19 protein-coding genes are annotated in these 20,091 nt (G+C 43.0%); 15 read left to right on the top strand and 4 right to left on the bottom strand.

Annotation, left to right across the window (positions count from 1 at the left end; all coding sequences use genetic code 11):
• Positions 1-380: 380 nt before the first annotated feature.
• Positions 381-2,453 (bottom strand): AAA family ATPase, encoded by a 2,073-nt coding sequence (locus tag HC643_RS10600; RefSeq protein ID WP_038079174.1) that lies wholly within the window; start codon positions 2,451-2,453, stop codon positions 381-383.
• Positions 2,450-2,623 (bottom strand): hypothetical protein, encoded by a 174-nt coding sequence (locus HC643_RS10595; protein ID WP_017750052.1) that lies wholly within the window; start codon positions 2,621-2,623, stop codon positions 2,450-2,452. Before HC643_RS10595 ends, HC643_RS10600 begins: the two co-directional genes overlap by 4 nt.
• Positions 2,624-3,082: 459 nt before the next feature.
• On the opposite strand from HC643_RS10595, the gene HC643_RS10590 reads away from it, so the two are divergent.
• The 6 genes from HC643_RS10590 to hetR all read left to right on the top strand — a co-directional run bounded on the left by HC643_RS10590 (position 3,083) and on the right by hetR (position 9,795).
• Positions 3,083-4,153, top strand: a complete 1,071-nt coding sequence (locus HC643_RS10590; RefSeq protein ID WP_038079176.1) for a zinc-dependent dehydrogenase — start codon at positions 3,083-3,085, stop codon at positions 4,151-4,153.
• 97 nt (positions 4,154-4,250) lie between these two features.
• Positions 4,251-5,516, top strand: coding sequence for an inorganic phosphate transporter (locus HC643_RS10585; protein ID WP_202048603.1), 1,266 nt, complete (start codon positions 4,251-4,253; stop codon positions 5,514-5,516).
• 14 nt (positions 5,517-5,530) lie between these two features.
• Positions 5,531-5,665, top strand: a complete 135-nt coding sequence (locus tag HC643_RS42060; RefSeq protein ID WP_272899731.1) for a hypothetical protein — start codon at positions 5,531-5,533, stop codon at positions 5,663-5,665.
• Positions 5,666-5,735: 70 nt separating this feature from the next.
• Complete coding sequence (locus HC643_RS10580; RefSeq protein ID WP_038079179.1) at positions 5,736-7,649, top strand: EamA family transporter; 1,914 nt, start codon at positions 5,736-5,738, stop codon at positions 7,647-7,649.
• A 410-nt stretch (positions 7,650-8,059) separates the two neighbouring features.
• Complete coding sequence (locus HC643_RS10575) at positions 8,060-8,257, top strand: hypothetical protein (RefSeq protein ID WP_038079181.1); 198 nt, start codon at positions 8,060-8,062, stop codon at positions 8,255-8,257.
• 638 nt (positions 8,258-8,895) lie between these two features.
• A complete protein-coding gene (hetR, locus tag HC643_RS10570; protein WP_038079185.1) occupies positions 8,896-9,795 on the top strand; it encodes a heterocyst differentiation master regulator HetR in 900 nt (299 codons plus the stop codon).
• 126 nt (positions 9,796-9,921) lie between these two features.
• Here hetR and HC643_RS10565 read toward each other — a convergent pair whose 3' ends face one another.
• Positions 9,922-10,584 carry a hypothetical protein gene (locus tag HC643_RS10565; RefSeq protein WP_063779530.1) on the bottom strand — a complete coding sequence of 221 codons (663 nt, stop codon included), beginning with the start codon at positions 10,582-10,584 and terminating at the stop codon, positions 9,922-9,924.
• 255 nt (positions 10,585-10,839) lie between these two features.
• Here HC643_RS10565 and rpsD point away from each other — a divergent pair, with 255 nt between their 5' ends.
• Positions 10,840-11,448 carry a 30S ribosomal protein S4 gene (rpsD, locus tag HC643_RS10560; protein ID WP_038079190.1) on the top strand — a complete coding sequence of 203 codons (609 nt, stop codon included), beginning with the start codon at positions 10,840-10,842 and terminating at the stop codon, positions 11,446-11,448.
• Positions 11,449-11,519: 71 nt separating this feature from the next.
• On the opposite strand, the gene moaA is transcribed toward rpsD, so the two are convergent.
• The gene (gene moaA / locus HC643_RS10555) at positions 11,520-12,509 is read right to left on the bottom strand and encodes a GTP 3',8-cyclase MoaA (RefSeq protein WP_038079192.1); all 990 of its coding nucleotides are present in this window, start codon (positions 12,507-12,509) and stop codon (positions 11,520-11,522) included.
• Between the two features lie 586 nt (positions 12,510-13,095).
• Here moaA and HC643_RS10550 point away from each other — a divergent pair.
• The 8 genes from HC643_RS10550 (at position 13,096) to folE (ending at position 20,059) form a co-directional block, all read left to right on the top strand.
• Positions 13,096-14,109: a hypothetical protein gene (locus HC643_RS10550; protein ID WP_408019878.1), complete on the top strand. Its 1,014-nt coding sequence runs from the start codon at positions 13,096-13,098 to the stop codon at positions 14,107-14,109.
• Between the two features lie 206 nt (positions 14,110-14,315).
• Positions 14,316-14,567 carry a hypothetical protein gene (locus HC643_RS10545; RefSeq protein WP_038079196.1) on the top strand — a complete coding sequence of 84 codons (252 nt, stop codon included), beginning with the start codon at positions 14,316-14,318 and terminating at the stop codon, positions 14,565-14,567.
• On the top strand, positions 14,557-14,784 hold the full coding sequence (locus HC643_RS10540) for a hypothetical protein (RefSeq protein ID WP_050046150.1): 228 nt from the start codon (positions 14,557-14,559) through the stop codon (positions 14,782-14,784). The genes HC643_RS10545 and HC643_RS10540 overlap by 11 nt, the downstream gene beginning before the upstream one ends.
• A gap of 470 nt (positions 14,785-15,254) precedes the next feature.
• Positions 15,255-15,950: an aldehyde oxygenase (deformylating) gene (locus HC643_RS10535; protein ID WP_038079221.1), complete on the top strand. Its 696-nt coding sequence runs from the start codon at positions 15,255-15,257 to the stop codon at positions 15,948-15,950.
• 167 nt (positions 15,951-16,117) lie between these two features.
• Complete coding sequence (locus HC643_RS10530; RefSeq protein ID WP_038079198.1) at positions 16,118-17,137, top strand: long-chain acyl-[acyl-carrier-protein] reductase; 1,020 nt, start codon at positions 16,118-16,120, stop codon at positions 17,135-17,137.
• Between the two features lie 79 nt (positions 17,138-17,216).
• Entirely contained in the window at positions 17,217-18,197 is a 981-nt protein-coding gene (locus tag HC643_RS10525; RefSeq protein ID WP_038079199.1) for an acetyl-CoA carboxylase carboxyltransferase subunit alpha, read from the top strand.
• A gap of 387 nt (positions 18,198-18,584) precedes the next feature.
• Complete coding sequence (locus HC643_RS10520) at positions 18,585-19,310, top strand: SDR family oxidoreductase (protein WP_038079200.1); 726 nt, start codon at positions 18,585-18,587, stop codon at positions 19,308-19,310.
• Positions 19,311-19,351: 41 nt separating this feature from the next.
• Positions 19,352-20,059 carry a GTP cyclohydrolase I FolE gene (gene folE / locus HC643_RS10515; protein ID WP_038079201.1) on the top strand — a complete coding sequence of 236 codons (708 nt, stop codon included), beginning with the start codon at positions 19,352-19,354 and terminating at the stop codon, positions 20,057-20,059.
• Positions 20,060-20,091: the final 32 nt, after the last annotated feature.

Genomic DNA, 20,091 nt, shown 5'->3' with positions numbered 1-20,091 from the left:
CATGCTTGACAAAATGGTACTTATTCTTATCGTGAAAATTACATTTTTATTGAGAATGAATAACAAACGGATCGGGTTTAGAAAAAACGTGAGTGATTCCTCTGGTAAATGTTGAGAAAGATCCGGGTAATGGATAGCTTTTTAAGGGGGCGATGGCAGGATCTACAACGTGTGATACCAAATCCGTTTTTATAACCCCTCTTAGCCCCAGGGGGGCTCGCACATCCGATATAACAAAACTCTCTGCTCTTGGCTGGCTGTATACTGGAGCCTCTGGGTAAGCATTCTCAGGCTGAGCCACCGGATCGAGGTGAACGAGAGTTAGGTTTGGATTATTCTCAAATCCCCGACTTTACAGAAGTTGTCGGGGATCTAAAGCCTTATCCCCTACGATTCACTTCAAAAATCTCTGTATATTCAAACTCATTGGGGCTTTGTCTTACTAAAGGATATAGTTCCCCATCCAATTCAATATAATCCTGTTCGCAGTCAGGTTTAGAAGAGTAGTAAGTCAGTACATATTCTCTACCGATTCTGTCTGCCATTTCTTCTTCTACTTCACCTCGCCACTGTGTCTTGGTAGCTAATACAATCAACTGATTTGCCAATTTGGGAATTATCTTGGCAGTTTGTCTGCGAGAGATAACATCTAAACTCCCAAAAGGTGAGTCCATCACAATTGGAAAAGCGCTGCTATCAGGAAGCATCAGCATTTTCCTTTTTTCACTCCATTCCCTTACCCTATCGATAATGCTAGCAATAAACGATAAGCTTAAAATTTGATTTTCTCCTGTAGAAGCAGCAACCAGCATTTCTATACCAGCCGTCTTCTCTACTAACGTCAGTTCGTATTTCTCACTGATTTTGGGCATATAAGGTGTAAAGGAAATTTCGCTAAAAATTTCTTGTACCCGCTTTTCCAGTTGAAATCGGAATTGCTTCTCTTGACGTTCTCTAACTAAAGTTAACCTGTCTATAGCATCTTGAGTAGCCGTAATGCGTCGTTGTGTCAGAACTTGCTTGTCTTCGTTTAATTTCTGCTTGGCTACTTGCTTGACTGCGACTTCTAACTCTGTTTTAAAATTCGCAATTTTCTGCTGATTTGCTCCTTGCTCTAATATTAAATGTCTGATTTTTTCTTCAATTTCATCCAATCTCTTTTGTAAACTGCTAATTTCTTCATTGGCATCTTTTCTCAATCTTTCTTGAAGATTGTCTAATTCATTTTCAATTTGAGAGATTGTTTGTCTGAGTTGATTTATTCTTGCTTGCTCTCTATCGACTTCTTCCCAAAAGCGAGTTGCTTGTTTGTCAATTTCATCGACTTGTGCCAGCATACGAATTGCTGTCTCTTCTACCGCAGAGGAGCCAACTCTAGCCAATAATTTTTCTATATTCTCGTACCCTTGGCTACCCTTTCGGAATTTGGTCCCACAAATACATTGTTGAGAAAGCAATAAATCGCTGACAAATTCTTTGGAAATCCCAGAGGTTAATTCCCCTTTCTGTTTGAAAGCATGAACAATTTCTTGAAACTGTAATGCAATTCCAGGAAGTAAAACTGTGTAACCTCGTGCGGAGATAATTTTTTTAAGCGTGTCTCTAGAGTCTCTAAGAGTTTGTTGATTGAATGATTTCTGCTTTTCTAATTCTTGACGCCTGTCTTCTAATTCTTTAGCTGCACTCAGTTCTCTAAATCGGACACTGGTCTCTTTTCTAAAGGTTTCTTGATATTCTAGCTCTTGTTGAATTTCTAACTGTCTTTGATGAATGGTATCTAGTTCATTTTCTATTTTTTCTTGCTGTTTTAATAACTGTTTGATTTCTAAATCACCAATAGATTTTAACTCGCTTTCTAAACTTTTTTTGGCTTCGAGCAGATGTTTGATAGAGCGATTGATGACTTCAACGCCTAAAAAAATCTTTGTTGCTTCGGCAATTTCTGCTTTTTTGTCAGACCGAACTATCTTTTCAATCCGTTCGCCATCGAAGAAGAAATATTGATGTAAACTGGCGGGTAAAATTTGATTGATGATATCTTCTGGATTTTGGGTGGGAAAATTCCAGATACCATCAGCACTGGCAAATTGCAAATATAATTCGGTTTTTCCTGTATCAAAATCAGTTTCATTTTTATAGGCACGAAACTCTCTTTTGACTCGATAGCGTATGCCTTCATGTTCCCATGCTATCTCGACCCAGCACTCTATGGGTTGACCCGATTTTGCTTCGGCGATCGCACGCTTATTGACTAATTGTTCTGATGATGCAAAAGCGGCGCTAAATTTCTCATACAGTACCCAAGTAAATGCATTGAGCAAGCTTGTTTTTCCAGAACCATTATTCCCGTGAATGACGGTTGTGTTACGAGGATCTCCAACCGCGAGAACAATTTCTGGAGTCTTACCATAAAAAGAGCGAAAGTTACACAGTTTAATGGAAAGCAACTTCATCTGACAACTTCCTTCACAATTGCCAAAATGTCATCATTAATATGACTGTTAATTTTCTTATCCAATCGGCTTTTTTCCAGTTGCCATACACGCTCAATAATTTGCCGCACTTCTGGTGTTGCGCTGGTAATTGGTTCTTGAACGTAATCAATATTGAGTTCTTTCGCCATGTTGCTTTCAAAACAAAGTCGTCTGTATATTTTAACTGTTTGGTAGCTCTCTATCATCAGTGAAAGCCCGAGCAATAATTCTTTATCAAAATTTTAAAGATGCGTGGCTGTTGCACGAAAGTAGAAGTCGGGAGGTGGAGGACAGAAAGCCAAAGCTAAATTGAGTTCCTTGACAATGTTGCTTTTATAACAAAGCTGTCTGTATATTTTAACCATTTGTTAGCTAGTTACCGTCGGTGAAAGCGAGAGTAACAACTCAAACAGGTTTTCAGGGACTTTATCCCACCAAAAAAGAAACTTTTTTCTCCCCAAAAGCAGACAATCCCAGTACGGATTGGTTGCTATGCCACGGGTATAAAATGATAAGACCCAAGAACTACCAAAATTTAACCTGTACTTCACAGCACAAAATTACCGAAGAGTGTTACATCTAATATCGTTGAGCGGTGAAAAATTAAGGTGAAAGCACAGGTTTTTAGAGGAGTCAATCAGCTATCTTACGAAGAGATTCCTGTCCCTACACTGGAATCTGATGAAGTTCTGGTTCAAGTGCGAGTCGTGGGATTGTGTCAATCTGATATAAAAAAAATTCGTTATCCCCTGTACGAACCACCACGTATTTTTGGACACGAAACTGCAGGAACTATAGCATTAGTTGGTTCTGAAGTCACGGGCTGGCACATCGGGCAAAGGGTAGCAGTCATGCACCACATACCCTGTATGCGTTGCGCTTATTGCTTAAATGATAACTTTTCCATGTGCGATACTTACAAAAATATCTGTACTACGGCGGGGTTTGCACCTAGTGGGGGTGGTTTTGCTGAATATGTTAAAGTTCCCGGTCACATTGTCCGCAATGGTGGGTTAATTCCTATTCCCGATAATATCAGTTTTGAAGAAGCTAGTTTTGTAGAACCGACTAACTGCTGTCTCAAAGCAGTGAAGAAAGCCCAAATTGCTCCAGGACAAACAGTTTTAATCACTGGTGCTGGACCAATTGGGTTGATGTTTATCATGTTGGTGAAGTATTTTGGAGCAAAAGCGATCGCTACCGACTTGTTACCTTCGAGAATGGAAAAAGCGTTAAATGTGGGAGCCGAAGCAGCATTTGATGCTCGCGATCCTAATTTATCCGCAAAAATTCATGCCTTAACCAATGGTTTGGGCGTTGATGTCACCCTGCTAGCTGTCCCTAGTGAAAAAGCGTTTTTCCAATCCCTCGACTGTACCCGAAAAGGTGGCAAAATTCTCTTTTTCGCTGAATTCCCCGATGAGATAGAAATTCCCATCAATCCCAACCTTCTTTATAGAAGAGAGATAGATTTGATAGGTAGCTACAGCTCGTCATACCGGCTGCAAACTTTAGCAGCTGATATTGTCTTCAACAGACGCATTGACGTACAAGCTTTGATTAGCGATCGCATTCCCCTACAAGATTTATCAGCAGCTGTAGAAAGGGCGATCGCACCTACTCCGGAAACATACAAAATATTGATTTATCCCATAACAGGAGAAAAGGAGACAAAGTAGACAAGGAGGACAAGGAAGAATATGCTACCTTGTCTTCCCCCTCTCCCCGATCTCCCTTGTCTCCCCTCTCTCTCTTATCAACCAATTGGTAAATTGAATGCTGATAATCCTAGTCACAATTCTCGCCTTCTACCTAGCATGGAATTTAGGAGCAAATGATGTTGCTAACTCAATGGGAACATCGGTAGGTTCCAAAGCTGTAACTTTGAAACAAGCGCTTATAATTGCTGGGATCTTAGAATTTACAGGTGCAGTCATTTTTGGACGGGAAGTATCGCAAACTTTGGCAACAAAAATTGCCAATCCTGCTTTATTTGTCAATGCACCTCAAACATTAGTCATTGGAATGCTCGCAGTTCTTATATCTTGTGGTTTGTGGTTGCAAATAGCTACCTCACGGGGTTTACCTGTCTCTTCTTCTCATGCAACTGTAGGGGCGATCGCGGGATTTAGTTGGGTTGCTTTAGGAGCTAATTCGATTGATTGGTCAACAATTGGCAGAATTACTATCGGCTGGATTGTCACCCCAATTATTAGCGGTGCGATCGCAGCTTTATTCTACAGTCAAATTAAGCGTTGGATTTTAGAACAACCAAACCCATTAATACCCTTAAAGGAATGGATTCCTTGGTTGAGTGCAATTTTGTTAGGAGTCTTTGGCATTATTGTTCTACCATCAGTTACTCAACCGATAGCAAATTTTTTGATAATACAAGCTGGGTTTCAAATACCCGCACACGATATTTCTTTAGCCAGTGGTGCTTTAGCAGCTGTTGGTCTTACGTTTTACAGTTGGCGACAGTTGGAAGATACGACAAAGGGAGACAGTCAAAATTTCCGGTTTCAAAATCCTGTTGAACAATTATTCGCTAGATTTCAACTATTAAGTGCTTGTTTTGTAGCGTTTGCTCATGGCTCTAATGACGTCGGTAACGCAATAGCACCTTTAGCTGCAATTGTCTATATCAATCGTACTGGTACAGTACCCCTAAACGGTATTGATATTCCTTTATGGATTTTAATCATTGGTGGTTTTGGTATTGTTGCTGGCTTAGCTGTTTGGGGTAAAAAAGTAATTGCTACCATAGGTGAAAGCATTATTTCCCTACAACCGAGTAGTGGATTTTGTGCTGAACTAGCAACGGCTACAACCATTTTACTTGCGTCACGAATTGGGTTACCCGTGTCCACTTCTCATGCTCTTGTCGGTGGTGTTGTTGGTATTGGATTGGTAAAAGATGCAAAGTCAGTGCAATTTCAAACACTCCAAGGAATTGCAGCAGCGTGGCTGGTCACAGTTCCCCTCAGTGCAGGTATTTGTGCTCTTTTATTCGGCGCGATCGATTGGGTGAGCGGGCGCTAAACTAGGGACTGGAAATGAGAAAAGACGTACCCAATCACTCCACGCCAGTCTTTCGTTTCCAAGCAGAGCCTGAGAACAAGGATGAAAGTTGTAATATTAAGTTACCAAAGGTTAACAAAGTGAGAGAAGATTGGGTCGATCTCCGTTGACAGAACACGGCAAATAGTAGGAGTATAGCCCCGAAGTTGCTTGATACATAGATTATAAGGATAAAAGATAATGGGGCGATTTGAAAGAAGACCAGATAACTTGCGAGGAAAAGGAGACCCGTATGGCTCGGCGGAATCTGCTATACGAGCAATTACTGAGGAGTTGCAAATCATTCAACGTGGTGTTCTTAAGTCGCTGCAGGAGGACGTGAAGCGGTTGCAAGCAGATAAAGAGCGATTGACGAAAGATATTCAAGATCTGCAAGAAGAAAAAGGACAGCTCCTACAGGAGCAGGAAATCAGCCAGCAGCAAGCATTGATTCGTCAATTATCGCAGGTTTTAGCCAGCCACATATCGTTGCAACTCCAATCTTCTTTGGAAACGCTGGTAAATCAAGCAGTTCAGAATGCTTCGCAAACAGTTACCAGCCAAGAAACGACTGCAACACCAACTTCCAACACAACCGAGCAAAGCAATCCAAATACTTTCAAACTTCTTAACTCTTTGGATAATGCACTCATTAGCACATTTAATTCACTCCAACAAGATCTGAAAAACTATCAAAGCAGTCTTTCACAGCAGTTATCCCGGATGCACGATCAACAGAAGCAGGGAGAAACGATTTTAACAGAGTTGGTGGATCGCTTGCGCCAAGAATTACAAACAACATCTGGCGATACTGCACCTGTACTTCAAGAAACTGCTGCTTCTGACGATGAGCCAAGTCTTCCACAACCGCAAGTTTATGTTGAAGCTCCTACAAAGTTGCAGTTGGATGTAAATCCACCGCAAGAAACCGTATTCCCAACGTCTGCAATCTCGAATGAAAACTCTACAACTGAAGCAGTAACATCTTCAGAACCAGAGCCAGTGGAGCCTGCATCTCCTCCAAGCGTGACAAAAGCTTCTCCAGAAGAACCGACAGCACCAAAAGAATCTTTATTTCGGCAAATTGGCATTTCATCTTTGCCTGCAATTGGTATAGTCCTAATTGTATTGTCAACGGTGACGTCGTCGCTATACAACGTCGCCATCAAGGTCATTTTTAACCCTGGTTCCCAAATTTTTGGTGTTTTTGACGTGCAAAGTCTCTTATATCCAAATTTGGGAAATTCTCTCTTGCTTTTAATGTTGCGGATGCTTGTGGTTGTACCACTTATGATGCTTTTGGCACCTATTTTGCATCCACGAGTTTGGCATGATATACAATTCTTGCTTGACTCATTGGGCAAAAATTCAAATCATCCTACTGCAAAGCGGGCTTTCATTTTGGCGCTTGTAAGTGGGTGCTTTTTGTTTTTATCACAGTTATTTATTTACCTTGCAATAGGTCAAGTCCCTACTGGAATGGCGATCGCACTTTTCTTTGTGTATCCCGTTTTAAGTGGGTTATTTACCTGGGTACTTTTCCGGGATCGCTTGAGTTTGTTCAGTATCGGTGCTTTCGCGTCTATTGGTTTGGGGGAATTGTTGGTTTTGGTAGGCGCTGTCAGTATTGGTACGGGAAATCCATCCTTGGGAAGCATTGCGGCGATCGCTTCCGGAATTACTTTTGCTTTCTACATCGTCCTTTCACGTATATGTGCTACTAAAGTACATCCAGTAACGTTCACGCTTATCAACTTCGCCACAATGATGGTGCTGTCAGTTGTTGGTCTATTGTTACCTTTACCGACCGACTGGAGCCTTCAAATCAACCCTACTATCCTTCTCGAACTGGTCTTAAGTGCTTTTCTCTTGGGCGTTCTAACCCTCTGCATCTTCTTGTTAAATAATTTTGGCGTTCGTAAAATTGGCGCGTCACGCTCCGCTATTATTAGTGCTATTGTACCAGTTTTAACTGCCATTTTGGCTGGATTTATCATTCAAGAGACTTTGGGAATTGAGCAAGTTTTGGGAGTGTTACTCGTAACTTGCGGAACTGGCGCTCTCTGCCTTGAAAAAGTCAGAAATTTTATCAAACCTTCTAAGTCAACCAATTAATTTTCAAACTTAAAAGGCACAATTAAGCCTTACTTAAAATTACAAGAGTTCCTCATGCTGAGGAATATTGTTAGCAAATGAACGCAGGGTCAAACCCCACACCCCTCCTATTTTTTATCTATTTTTGCCAAGGCAATAAGACTTAGAAAGCTTACTGTGACTTAGCTTCAAGCAATTTACAATTTTTATAAGCGTTCATTTATGCATGAAGTAACATGGGACTGTAAGTAACATTTATGCAATAGTAAATATTATATTTCTTGACAAGAGTATAAAGATAATTGTAATCTATTAGACTTATTTTAATGATATTTATAAATTGTCATTTTGTATCTTCTCTAACATATCTGACAAGTAGCTATTGGTAAAATTATCAAAAATTGTAGATCTTAAGGAAGGAACTTTGAACTTTGAAATATAGCCTTGATTGGAGTTCTGCGCTCTTTTTGAAAGAAAGTTTCCCGCATTGCCAAGACATCAACGGAAGTTTTGAGCAAGAAGGTGGTTTCGGGAGCGTCGCGCCGTCTGTAAATCTGCCAGTTTTTCCAAAACGAACAGCTTTACTGCTTGCGCTTCCCAATACAGGAACATCTGATGATGGCAGCTAAAAATATGTAGAGAAAATCCTTAACAATTCCTTAATGCGAAAGGGCAGTGGCTCACTCTGAATCACCTCAAGTAACCCCAGCACTACCCGATCTTCGCGATTTCCCGTCATAATTTTCCTTCAGAAAAAGTAATACCCATTAGCCCGACAACTAGTTTTGGCCGATGCAACTAACCGCGCTCAAGGGAGGAAACTTCCTTGAAATCTTAGCTTTTGTGCTGAATTAGTGTGAAAAGGCTTTTATGCAGGGGACAGACGGCTGCGATCGCTAACAAGCTACAGCTTTACCGATTTTTCACTCTTGAGAGTGATTTCTGTCCGGTTGTAAGGGAATACACCAAACCAATTGGTACAAGTTTCCTGATGAACACTGCAATCTGTGGAAATGTAGGTAGTGGCTCCTCGTATAAGCTGATGCTTGCAATACTGTGGAGTGAGATGATAGGAATCAGAGCCCTTGCTCTGGTTGAATACTTGGAAGTACGGAATAAAATCCCAAACCAAGACTACCAACAATACACACACTTAACGCATAATAGATGAACTGAGGTAACGCCAACGCCTTCAGTCGGGTGTATGCTACTAGTACTTTTTTTGTTGACCGAAAACTCGTAAACGTGCTGTTCAACTGTTTGTAATATGAGTAACGACGTAGATCTGATCAAACGTCTTGGCCCCAGTGCAATGGATCAGATCATGCTATATCTAGCCTTTAGTGCCATGAGGACAAGCGGGCACAGGCATGGGGCATTTTTAGACGCAGCCGCTACGGCAGCTAAGTGTGCGATTTACATGACCTATCTCGAGCAGGGACAAAATCTGCGAATGACAGGGCATTTACACCACTTAGAGCCCAAGCGAGTAAAAATCATTGTAGAGGAAGTCAGACAAGCTCTGACTGAGGGTAAACTCCTAAAGATGCTGGGTTCTCAGGAACCGCGCTATCTAATTCAGTTACCCTACGTGTGGATGGAAAAGTACCCCTGGCGTCCCGGCAGATCTCGCATTCCAGGAACTAGCTTGACATCAGAAGAGAAGAAGCAAATCGAGCAAAAACTGCCGTCCAACCTTCCTGATGCTCAGTTAATCACCTCATTCGAGTTTCTGGAATTAATCGAATTTCTGCACAAGCGATCGCAGGAAGATTTGCCAGAAGAGCATCGCATGGAATTGAGCGAAGCGCTAGCAGAGCATATTAAACGCCGTTTGCTCTATTCCGGTACCGTCACGCGGATTGATTCTCCATGGGGAATGCCCTTCTATGCGCTCACCCGCCCATTTTACGCTCCCGCAGACGAGCAAGAGCGCACTTACATCATGGTGGAAGATACAGCTCGATTCTTCCGAATGATGAGAGATTGGGCAGAGCGACGACCTAATACAATGCGGGTTTTGGAAGAACTGGATATTCCTCCAGAGAAATACAATCAAGCAATGGACGAGTTGGATGAAGTTATTCGCGCATGGGCTGACAAATATCACCAAGACGGTGGTGTTCCCATGATTTTACAGATGGTGTTTGGAAAAAAAGAGGACTAATCAGTTATCTGCGAACAGTAAGGCACTCCAGTCTTGGCGTTTTTCCCAAGAAAGAATTGCCAAACCGAATGGTAAGACAGTTATCAGTCGGCAGTGAAAACTGAATAACTGATAACTGATAATATCTTACTGACCCGGAGTTAAAGGACCGGGAGCCGTTGCAGGTGGAACGGTGGGCGGCTGAGATGGAGTTGGGGTAGCCTCAGGCGGAAGTGGAGTAGACTCATAATTCGGACTGAATTCCGCAGGTTGTGAGGTTGATGGGATAAACGTGGGTAAATAGCCAGTTGTGCGATCGCTGGCATCAATACAACGGTCATAAGCTTGAGCCGCAGAAAAATCAATTTCTGCACGCAAACCTGTGACACACTGTGCAAAACGCACTGGTAACAAACTGCGACCGCAGTAACTTAAAACTGTTGGATCGACTACCTCACGAGAGTATTGACTGATACCGACTACACAGTTAGCTAAATCTTCAGGACGCCTTGCCTGCCTGCATGTTGGCAGTGCAGTGGCTGCTTCTATTTGCGTTCTTTGCTGAATTTTATACACGCAATTCCCCAAATCTCTGGGACTTAGCGCTTCTGCACAGGCTTGTGATACTGTTTCTGCCGCTATACCAGCGCTCAGGAGTCGCGCTGCACAACCCCGAAAATCTCGCGCATTGGTTAGGGTAGAGTTAGAACCCAAGGATAAAGCCATACCTTGTGATGTCATTGCCAGCCATCCAACTATGGCTAGCGTTGGTACTGATATTCTTATTGCTTGTTTTTTTCTTCTTTGCATTTCCGTTCTCCAAACACCCATCGCTATGCTATCTCAAGAATTATGAATTATGAATTATGAATTATGAAAAACGGGATTGGGGATTGAAGGTTGGGCATCTCACTCGTGTTGGCTCTGAAATCTTAAGAAAATATTATCATTCATTCCTTTAGAAAATCTTAAGATTTTTTTCTGTTTATTCTTTAGCATTTATCCTTTTTGAGGCTATAATCATATCTTTGGGTAATATTAAGCAGGATTGAAACAAGGATACTCATGTCCCGATATAGAGGACCTCGTCTTAGAGTTGTTCGCCGTTTGGGCGATTTGCCAGGATTAACTCGTAAAAATGCCAGACGTGCTTATCCACCGGGACAGCACGGTCAAAACCGCAAAAAGCGTTCTGAGTATGCTGTGCGGTTAGAAGAAAAGCAAAAGCTACGCATGAACTATGGTTTGACGGAAAAGCAATTGCTGCGTTACGTGCGTAAAGCAAGACGCGTTACCGGCTCTACCGGACAAGTGTTGCTGCAATTGCTCGAGATGCGGTTGGATAACACCGTTTTCCGTTTGGGAATGGCTCCAACCATTCCCGCAGCGCGTCAGTTGGTTAGCCACGGTCACGTTACAATCAACGGTCGTGTGGTTAATATTGCCAGTTACCAGTGTCGTCCGGGAGAAGTGATTGCGGTCAGAGACAGGGACAGATCTCGTGAGTTGGTGACTACTAACTTACAATACCCTGGTTTAGCAAACCTTCCCAGCCATTTGGAATTTGACAAAAATAAGTTGGTTGGTAAAGTCAACGGTCTTATTGAGCGTGAATGGGTGGCGCTGCAAGTTAACGAACTCCTTGTGGTGGAATACTACTCACGTCAAGCCTAAAGAATTATGAATTATGAATGCTGAATGATGAAGGTGTAATTCATAATTCATAATTCATAATTCATAATTTTTTATCCCCCTATTTGCGACATAGTACGGGTGTAGTTGCCAGTGTCAGTGCCAGAATAACGCTGTTTGAAGTTAATTTCTGGCTTGAAAGCGAGCAAGTGTCTGACTCGATCTTGCAACTCGTCTGTACTGACTCCTTCGCGAAGCGCCGTTTTTAAGTCAAGTTGACCGACTTCATTTAACAAGCAAGGACGCAACCAGCCATCGGCAGAAAGGCGCATTCGATTGCAGCGATCGCAAAAGCATTCTGACATCTGACTGATAAATCCTAGGGTCCCTTTTGCACCAGGAATTTTAAAGACATCAGCAGGTCCATTACCACGAATTTGAGAATTTATCAAGCCCCATCGTTCGCGGATGCGTTGCCGTATCTCTTCAGAAGGTATCCAGCCGCGATCCCGAAATAATTCTGAATTCCCAACAGGCATAAATTCAATGAAGCGGATATGCCAGTGCTTGTCAATACTCAGTGCGGCAAGATCTAAAAGTTCGCCATCGTTAACCCCAGGGATCGCAACAACATTTAATTTTAGGGGATCGAAGCCCACACGATAAGCCGCTTGAATGCCATCCCAAACCTGCTGCCATTTCCCCCGTCCGCGATTCCCGATGATAGAGTCAAATGTAGTTGGGTCGAGGGAATCCAAGCTGATATTAATTCGCCGCAACCCAGCATTGTAGAGACTTTGTGCCATTGGAGCGAGCAAAAAGCCATTTGTAGTCATCGAAATGTCTTGGGTTTGGGGGAGGGAGGCGATCGCACCAACCAATTCCACAACACCGGGACGGAGTAATGGTTCCCCTCCAGTTAAGCGAAACCGACTAAATCCTACAGGGATAAAGACTTCTTCGATCAGCGTCAGTAGTTCCTCATCTGTCAGCAACTGCTGTTTGAGGATATAGTCAAGTTCTGACCCCTCTGGCATGCAGTACTGGCAGCGAAAATTGCATCTGTCTATTAAACTAATCCGGAGGTAGTCTACCTGGTTCATCTTTTTATTGGGTTTATCGAGTAAATACAGAAATTTCTATTTTTGTCAAGCTATAAATACTGACTTGTGTATAAATTTATTGCGTTTCTTTTAGGCTAGCGCGTGTTGAAAATATTTGCGAATTCCGATTTCAACCTCGATTTGGTGGCTCAGATATCGGTACGGGCGAATGGAATTCGCAGCTATACAGGCGAAACCCGCCTGCGCGGGTTCTTCATCTCGCTTTGGTGGCTCAGTCTTGATATCGGTACGGGCGAATGGAATTCGCAGCTATACAGGCGAAACCCGCCTGCGCGGGTTCCTCATCTCGCTTTGGTGGCTCAGTAGAGAGAAGAGAGAATTTTACAAATAAGTCCGTGTAGGCGGTGAGTCCAGCGCTGCAGGCGGGTTTCCCGCCGTAGGCGACTGGCGAACCCGAAGGGACTTTGTATGTATAGCCGCGATTACGAACATCGCCTGGGGTTAGTATGAAATACTCGGTATAAAAAATAATGTGTGAATACAGTAGACAACCTGCCTCTGCAGAATGTGTATAATAAACCGCGCATAGAGTAATGACTTATGTATCGTGCAATATAACGAATCCATGAATGACTTGGCTGCGCTTCTGCAGCAGCCAGCTGATTTTGACTTTCAACTGCCAAATCCAGACGATGAGGATATTCCAGAAATGGAATTTCTTCAGCAGGTGGAAGTGGCTTGGCAAGTGTGTAACCGTTTTGACCTGCAGACAGACATTTGGCGGGGGCGAATTTTACGGGCTGTTCGCGATCGGGAGAAGAAAGACGGGGAAGGAAGGGGTTCGGGTTTTTTAAAATGGTTAAAAGAACGAGATATTAGCAAAAGCCAAGCTTATGCTTTAATCCAACTTGCTAATAGTGCTGATACCCTTCTAGAAGAAGGGAAACTAGACCCAGGGGCTATCAATAACTTTAGCAAACGGGCATTTGTAGAAACTGCCAAAGCCGCCCCAGAAGTTCAGCAGATGGTAACGGAAGCAGCACAAAATGGCGACAAAATCACAAGACGGGAGGTTCGTCAGCTGACTGATGAATGGACAGCCATGTCTTCTGATTTGCTACCGGAACCAGTGAAGACCAAAGCAGCAGAAAATGCCCTTCCACCTCGTTATATAGCGCCTCTGGTTAAGGAAATGGAGAAACTACCAGAGTCTCACCAAACTGCCATACAGAGGGAAATAGCCCAAAATCCCGATTTAGACACTATCAAGCAAGCTACGACAGAAGCCCGTAACCTGGCAAAATATTTAAAAGCTGCGGCTCAAGTCCAAGCACTCACTTCTGAGGAAATTGACATTGAAACAGCACTTATAGAAGCTCAACGAGTTGGTTGTTTGAGTGTTGCTGCGGATTTAGTAAATCAAGCTTCTCAGCTAGAACAAACGATCGGTAAGTTATACATGAGTTGGAAGCGAATTAGTAACTTAGCCGATCGGCTTTATGTAGATACAGGTGCTAGTACGCCTCACTTGCGATCGCTCCTTGAATGTTTGGAACCTCTTGGTAGTGAAGTGATGGAATTAAACCTTGGCGGACCGGGCGAACGGACTATCCGTTTGCAAATTCAAGAAACAAATTAGGAATCGGTGCAGAATGGAAGAGGGAAGACGAGGAGATTGCTGTTAAAAGAAATGACGTAGAGACGCGATTAATCGCGTCTCTACGGGTTTCAGGTAACGCATAATTAATTTTCGGAGATGTTTAATGGTTTGTCCTGACGAACTTACGGACTTTCTTGCTCTTTATAAGGAAAATGTCTGACAACCCAAAATTTGGAGATTAAAGAATGATTAACCTTTCTACAGAAACAAAACTCCCCAAAAAACAAGAAAAACTAAGAGCGATCGCCTACAGTATGGATTTGTTGCTACCAGGATTTTATTTTTGGTGTCCATACTTCAGCATAAGAATTGGTGGTGCAATACCTGATGATAACCCATACAAATACCCTGGTAAAATTCATGATTCTACAGGCATTGCACTAGTGCTACCTGGATATCGAATATTTACGACGTATCAAGGTAGCTATGACGCTTGATAAGCACGGGATACAAGGATTATCAGCGTTCACTACTAAAATATTACCATCTGGTGAATTTGAAAAAAGGATGATTAATGCTGGATATTACGAAGTAGGAAGCGTACCCGCCCAAGCTAGCAGGGTAAAAGTATGGTGGTCACACGACACTTATCCACAGGTTGAATCTATCTACAGTTCTGATAGAAGTATTGTTATTACTGCCTATCACGTGTAAACTCAGCTACATTAGAAACAGGAATATTTAAGTTTTTTTACCAGACATATGGCACAGTCAGCCAGTGCTGATGTCACAATTTAAAAGGCTGCCATATCACGCCACTGCGTTAGAATTGACCAATGCCAGTAAAAATATACCTCGTCGCCTAGTTTCTTAGTGATTTGCCAAGAACATATTTCTGTTTGCCAAAAACTGAAGCCCAGAACCAGAAGGCGCAAAGGACGTGAGAAAAACCACTTTCCCTCTGAATTCCTGACTTCTCCTATGGACGAGCTTGAGATAATGCTGCCAGCAAAGGTTAATCTATTAACATATAGACTTGTTAAGTTAAATTAAACCACAGTTACCAAAAAGCGATCGCTATCGGTCATGAATTTTCAGGCAATGCCAACTGAAAATTATCCACTTACCGATCCTTTGGCAAAACTTGGTATCAAATGATTCACAGCACAGGAGTGAACAGTACCATGCAGCAGCTTGCAGCGCAATCGGAAATTGATTTTCACAGCGAAGTGTACAAGGACGCATATAGTCGGATTAATGCGATCGTAATTGAAGGGGAACAGGAAGCCCACGAAAATTACTTGGCACTTGCTGAACTGCTGCCAGATTGTAAGGATGAACTTACGCGCCTATCCAAAATGGAAAGCCGTCACAAGAAAGGTTTTGAATCTTGCGGACGCAATCTTCAGGTAACACCCGATTTGCAATTTGCTAAGGAGTTTTTTGCAGGATTGCATTCTAATTTTCAAACAGCAGCAGCTGAGGGTAAAGTCGTAACTTGCTTGCTCATTCAGTCTTTGATTATTGAATGTTTTGCGATCGCAGCTTACAACATTTACATTCCAGTTGCGGATGATTTTGCCCGCAAAATCACGGAAGGCGTTGTTAAAGATGAATACAGCCATCTTAACTTTGGAGAAGTTTGGTTAAAAGAACATTTTGAACAATCAAAAGCAGAATTAGAAGAAGCCAATCGCCAAAACCTACCTATTGTTTGGAAAATGCTCAACCAAGTAGAGAATGATGCTCGTGTCTTAGCAATGGAAAAGGAAGCTTTGGTAGAAGACTTCATGATCCAGTACGGAGAAGCACTTAGTAATATTGGTTTTACAACCCGCGATATTATGCGTCTCTCAGCTTACGGGCTTACTGGAGCATAGAGCTTGGGGCAATGGTAACAGGTAATGGGCAATTGTATATTGAATAACCTTAGACTATACCCAATTGCCCAATCCTCAAGTCCCAATTTTGTCAATGCTCCATGCGCCATACCCCAGTCCTTACTCCTCTACTCCCCATACGAAGGATACGCTTAATAAAATAGTTCATGTTTGGTCTAATCGGACACCTTACCAGTTTGGAACACGCGCAAGCGGTAGCTAGAAACTTAGGCTACCCTGAATACGCCGAGCAAGATTTAGATTTTTGGTGCAGTGCTCCGCCCCAAATTGTTGATAACATCACTGTGACTAGTGTTACCGGTCAAAAAATTGAAGGGCGGTATGTAGAATCCTGTTTTTTGCCGGAGATGCTCGCGTCGCGGCGGATCAAGGCAGCGACACGCAAAATCCTCAATGCTATGGCTCACGCGCAAAAGCACGGCATAAACATCACGGCTTTAGGCGGGTTTTCCTCAATTATTTTTGAAAACTTTAACTTAGAGCAATTTGGACAAGTCCGCAATATTAAATTGGAGTTTGAACGTTTCACTACGGGCAATACTCACACAGCTTACATTATTTGCCGACAGGTAGAACAAGCATCGCAACGCTTGGGAATTGAACTGTCAAAGGCGACTGTTGCTGTTTGTGGGGCGACAGGAGATATTGGCAGTGCTGTCTGCCGGTGGTTAAATAAAAAAACAGATGTCCGAGAACTTCTGCTAATTGCTCGCGATCGCGAAAGATTGCAACACTTGCAAGAAGAACTCGGTCGTGGAAAAATCATGTCGCTCGAAGAAGCATTACCCCAAGCTGATATTGTCGTTTGGGTTGCCAGTATGCCTAAAGGCGTGGAAATTGACTCCACTGTTCTGAAGTCACCTTGTCTGCTCGTTGATGGCGGTTATCCAAAAAATCTAGCAAGTAAGATTCAGCATCCTGATGTGTATGTCCTGAATGGGGGCATTGTCGAGCACTCTCTTGATATTGATTGGAAAATCATGCAAATTGTCAATATGGAGGTGCCCGCACGTCAATTGTTTGCTTGTTTTGCTGAATCCATGTTGTTGGAATTTGAGAAGTTATACACTAACTTCTCTTGGGGTCGAAATCGGATTACCGTAGAGAAAATGGAGCAGATCGGTCAGGTGTCGGTGAAACACGGCTTTAGACCATTGCTTGTTTAGTTAATTGTTAGTGGTTAGTTGCTAAAAATTCCTACTAACCACTAACTACTAACCACTAACCACTAACCAATATCTGAAAATGGCAACTACTGAGCGTAAACAGCTACTGTTAGATTTTGAAAAGCCGTTAGCCGAACTTGCTACTAGAATTGACCAAATTCGGCAACTAGCGGAAGAAAATGGCGTCGATGTGACCAGTCAAATTCGTCAACTAGAAGCACGCGCCATGCAATTGCGAGAAGAAATATTCAGTAGTCTGTCGCCGTCGCAGCGGCTGCAAGTCGCTCGTCACCCACGCCGCCCCAGTACTCTTGATTATATCCAGTCCATTAGTGATGAATGGATGGAGTTGCATGGCGATCGCTGTGGTTCTGATGACCCTGCTTTAGTCGGCGGTGTGGGTCGTTTGGGTGGAAAACCTGTGGTTCTGTTGGGTCATCAGAAAGGTCGCGATACTAAGGACAATGTTGCCCGGAATTTTGGTATGGCATCTCCAGGCGGTTATCGCAAAGCACTGCGGTTAATGGAACACGCCAATAAGTTTGGTATGCCGATTTTAACTTTTATCGACACACCAGGGGCTTGGGCAGGAATTGAAGCCGAACATCAAGGTCAAGGAGAAGCGATCGCTTATAATTTACGGGAGATGTTTTGCTTTGATGTGCCCATTGTTTGCACTGTCATTGGTGAAGGCGGTTCTGGTGGTGCGCTCGGTATTGGTGTAGGCGATCGCCTCTTAATGTTTGAACATTCCGTTTATACTGTTGCTACCCCTGAAGCTTGCGCTGCCATTTTATGGAAAGATGCCAGTAAAGCACCTCAAGCAGCGGTTGCCTTAAAAATTATTTCTCACGACCTCAAGAACTTGGGAATTATCGACCAGATATTGCCCGAACCCGTTGGTGGCGCTCATTCGGACCCTTTACAAGCTGCCCATACACTCAAGCAAGCTTTGTTAGACAACTTGGAGGATCTCAACCGCTTTACCCCCCAAGAACGACGCCAATTGCGTTACGAAAAGTTCCGCAAAATGGGTGTTTTCACGGAAGTTGCTCACTGACAGGGCTGAGATTATTTACTAACTTAGCAGCAATGCTATAATTGCCTGTGGTACTTAAAGATTTTTAACAATCTTTTAAGCCACAGGCATTTACATTTTTAGTCTATAGTCGAGAGTCAACGGCAACAGCAAACCAACTTTTGGCGTTAGGCTTTTGACCGTGGGCTAGTCGTTAATTATCGGGGTGAGATAGCGTTTTCTATGCGAAAGTTTGCTGTCGTTACTCAGAAAACGCGTAACACAGACAGGATTGAGATATATGGAGTCTAGCAGCTACCATAAAAAATTCAGCAGATTTTTAGCTTTGTTTAATTTATTTGAGCCAAAAATTTTTCACAATCCAGATGGCAATGTGGTTTAAGAACCTCAACAAAGTGGGGAGACAGAATGAGTGTTGAGCAGAAACGACGTGCTTTAATTACTGGGGCAAGTAGTGGCATTGGCAGAGAAACTGCTTTAGCGTTTGCACGAGCAGGTATGGATCTAGCCCTAGTGAGCCGTTCTATGGAGAAGTTAGCAACGGTTTGTCAAGCTGCAAAGCACGCAGGAGTAGAAGCAAAAGCATATCCATTGGATTTGTCTTGTGTCTCTCTAGTGCAAGAAAAAATGCAGGAAATAGCTAGCGATTTTGGAGAGATCGATATTTTGGTAAATTGCGCTGGTATAGGTTACACTGGCTCTCTGAGTGAAACTTCTCTATCCGACTGGAATCTGGTTTTAGATTTAAATTTAACCAGCATATTTCAGTGTATCATGGGAATTTTGCCGGGAATGCGAGCCCGTGGTACAGGCACAATTATCAACGTTTCTTCCATAGCTGGCAAGCAAGCATTTGCCAATTGGGGTGCTTACAGTGTCAGCAAAGCAGGTTTGATAGCCCTTTCCCAAACTCTGGCACAAGAAGAACGCGCCCGTGGTATTCGAGTGACTGTTATCCATCCCGGTGCAGTCAACACGGAGCTATGGGATACAGAAACCGTCAATGCTAACTTTGACCGCTCAAAAATGTTAACCCCAGAAATTGTGGCTCAATCAATTCTTCATACTGCCTTGCTACCACAGCAAGCAGTCATTGACGAATTAATTCTTATGCCGAGTGCTGGTGTTTTGTAATTTGTCCTTAACTTTCAAACCTTTACACAGACTGTGACATCATGACTATTGCTAGTTCCAACGGTGCCAATCGCTCCCAATCTCCTCTTATTCCTGATTTAACGGAATCCATTACTCCAAGACCAGATCGCAACACTCACGACGGGCGAGAACCCATTTTGCATCCCCAAACAGAGGAGCAGATGGAGCAGATGATGGAAGCCGTGCGAACTTTACTGGTGGGTGTTGGGGAAGATCCAGAACGTGAGGGATTGCTGAAAACACCCAAGCGAGTTGCAGAAGCAATGCGGTTTCTGACCAGCGGTTACAACCAATCTTTAGAAGACCTCGTAAACGGCGCTATCTTTGACGAAGGTCACAATGAAATGGTACTTGTACGCGATATCAATTTATTTAGTCTCTGCGAACATCACATGCTGCCGTTTATGGGAAGAGCGCACGTTGCTTACATTCCCAACCAGAAAGTTGTGGGACTGAGTAAACTCGCCCGTATTGTTGAGATGTATTCCCGCCGTCTCCAGGTTCAAGAAAGGCTCACTCGCCAAATTGCCGAAGCAGTTCACCAGATTTTAGAACCCCAAGGCGTGGCTGTTGTGATTGAAGCTTCTCATATGTGCATGGTTATGCGGGGGGTACAAAAACCAGGCTCTTGGACTGTCACAAGTGCATTGCTAGGTGTGTTCCAAGAAGAACAGAAAACTCGTGAAGAGTATTTCAATCTGATTCGCCATCAAGCATCGTTTTTTTAGTTAGTGGTTAATGGATAGCAGTTAGTGGTTAG

The sequence above is a fragment of the Tolypothrix bouteillei VB521301 genome, from assembly GCF_000760695.4.
Lineage (GTDB): Bacteria > Cyanobacteriota > Cyanobacteriia > Cyanobacteriales > Nostocaceae > Scytonema > Scytonema bouteillei_A.
The sequence above is the reverse complement of the archived record's forward strand: the minus strand, read 5'-3'. Positions and strand labels throughout refer to the sequence as shown.

Coding starts and splice junctions, on each gene's coding strand:
- HC643_RS10600 (WP_038079174.1), bottom strand. CDS start 2,453: ATGAAGTTGCTTTCCATTAAACTGTGTAACTTTCGCTCTTTTTATGGT.
- HC643_RS10595 (WP_017750052.1), bottom strand. CDS start 2,623: ATGGCGAAAGAACTCAATATTGATTACGTTCAAGAACCAATTACCAGC.
- HC643_RS10585 (WP_202048603.1), top strand. CDS start 4,251: ATGCTGATAATCCTAGTCACAATTCTCGCCTTCTACCTAGCATGGAAT.
- HC643_RS42060 (WP_272899731.1), top strand. CDS start 5,531: ATGAGAAAAGACGTACCCAATCACTCCACGCCAGTCTTTCGTTTCCAA.
- HC643_RS10580 (WP_038079179.1), top strand. CDS start 5,736: ATGGGGCGATTTGAAAGAAGACCAGATAACTTGCGAGGAAAAGGAGAC.
- hetR (WP_038079185.1), top strand. CDS start 8,896: ATGAGTAACGACGTAGATCTGATCAAACGTCTTGGCCCCAGTGCAATG.
- HC643_RS10565 (WP_063779530.1), bottom strand. CDS start 10,584: ATGCAAAGAAGAAAAAAACAAGCAATAAGAATATCAGTACCAACGCTA.
- rpsD (WP_038079190.1), top strand. CDS start 10,840: ATGTCCCGATATAGAGGACCTCGTCTTAGAGTTGTTCGCCGTTTGGGC.
- moaA (WP_038079192.1), bottom strand. CDS start 12,509: ATGAACCAGGTAGACTACCTCCGGATTAGTTTAATAGACAGATGCAAT.
- HC643_RS10550 (WP_408019878.1), top strand. CDS start 13,096: ATGAATGACTTGGCTGCGCTTCTGCAGCAGCCAGCTGATTTTGACTTT.
- HC643_RS10545 (WP_038079196.1), top strand. CDS start 14,316: ATGATTAACCTTTCTACAGAAACAAAACTCCCCAAAAAACAAGAAAAA.
- HC643_RS10540 (WP_050046150.1), top strand. CDS start 14,557: ATGACGCTTGATAAGCACGGGATACAAGGATTATCAGCGTTCACTACT.
- HC643_RS10535 (WP_038079221.1), top strand. CDS start 15,255: ATGCAGCAGCTTGCAGCGCAATCGGAAATTGATTTTCACAGCGAAGTG.
- HC643_RS10530 (WP_038079198.1), top strand. CDS start 16,118: ATGTTTGGTCTAATCGGACACCTTACCAGTTTGGAACACGCGCAAGCG.
- HC643_RS10525 (WP_038079199.1), top strand. CDS start 17,217: ATGGCAACTACTGAGCGTAAACAGCTACTGTTAGATTTTGAAAAGCCG.
- HC643_RS10520 (WP_038079200.1), top strand. CDS start 18,585: ATGAGTGTTGAGCAGAAACGACGTGCTTTAATTACTGGGGCAAGTAGT.
- folE (WP_038079201.1), top strand. CDS start 19,352: ATGACTATTGCTAGTTCCAACGGTGCCAATCGCTCCCAATCTCCTCTT.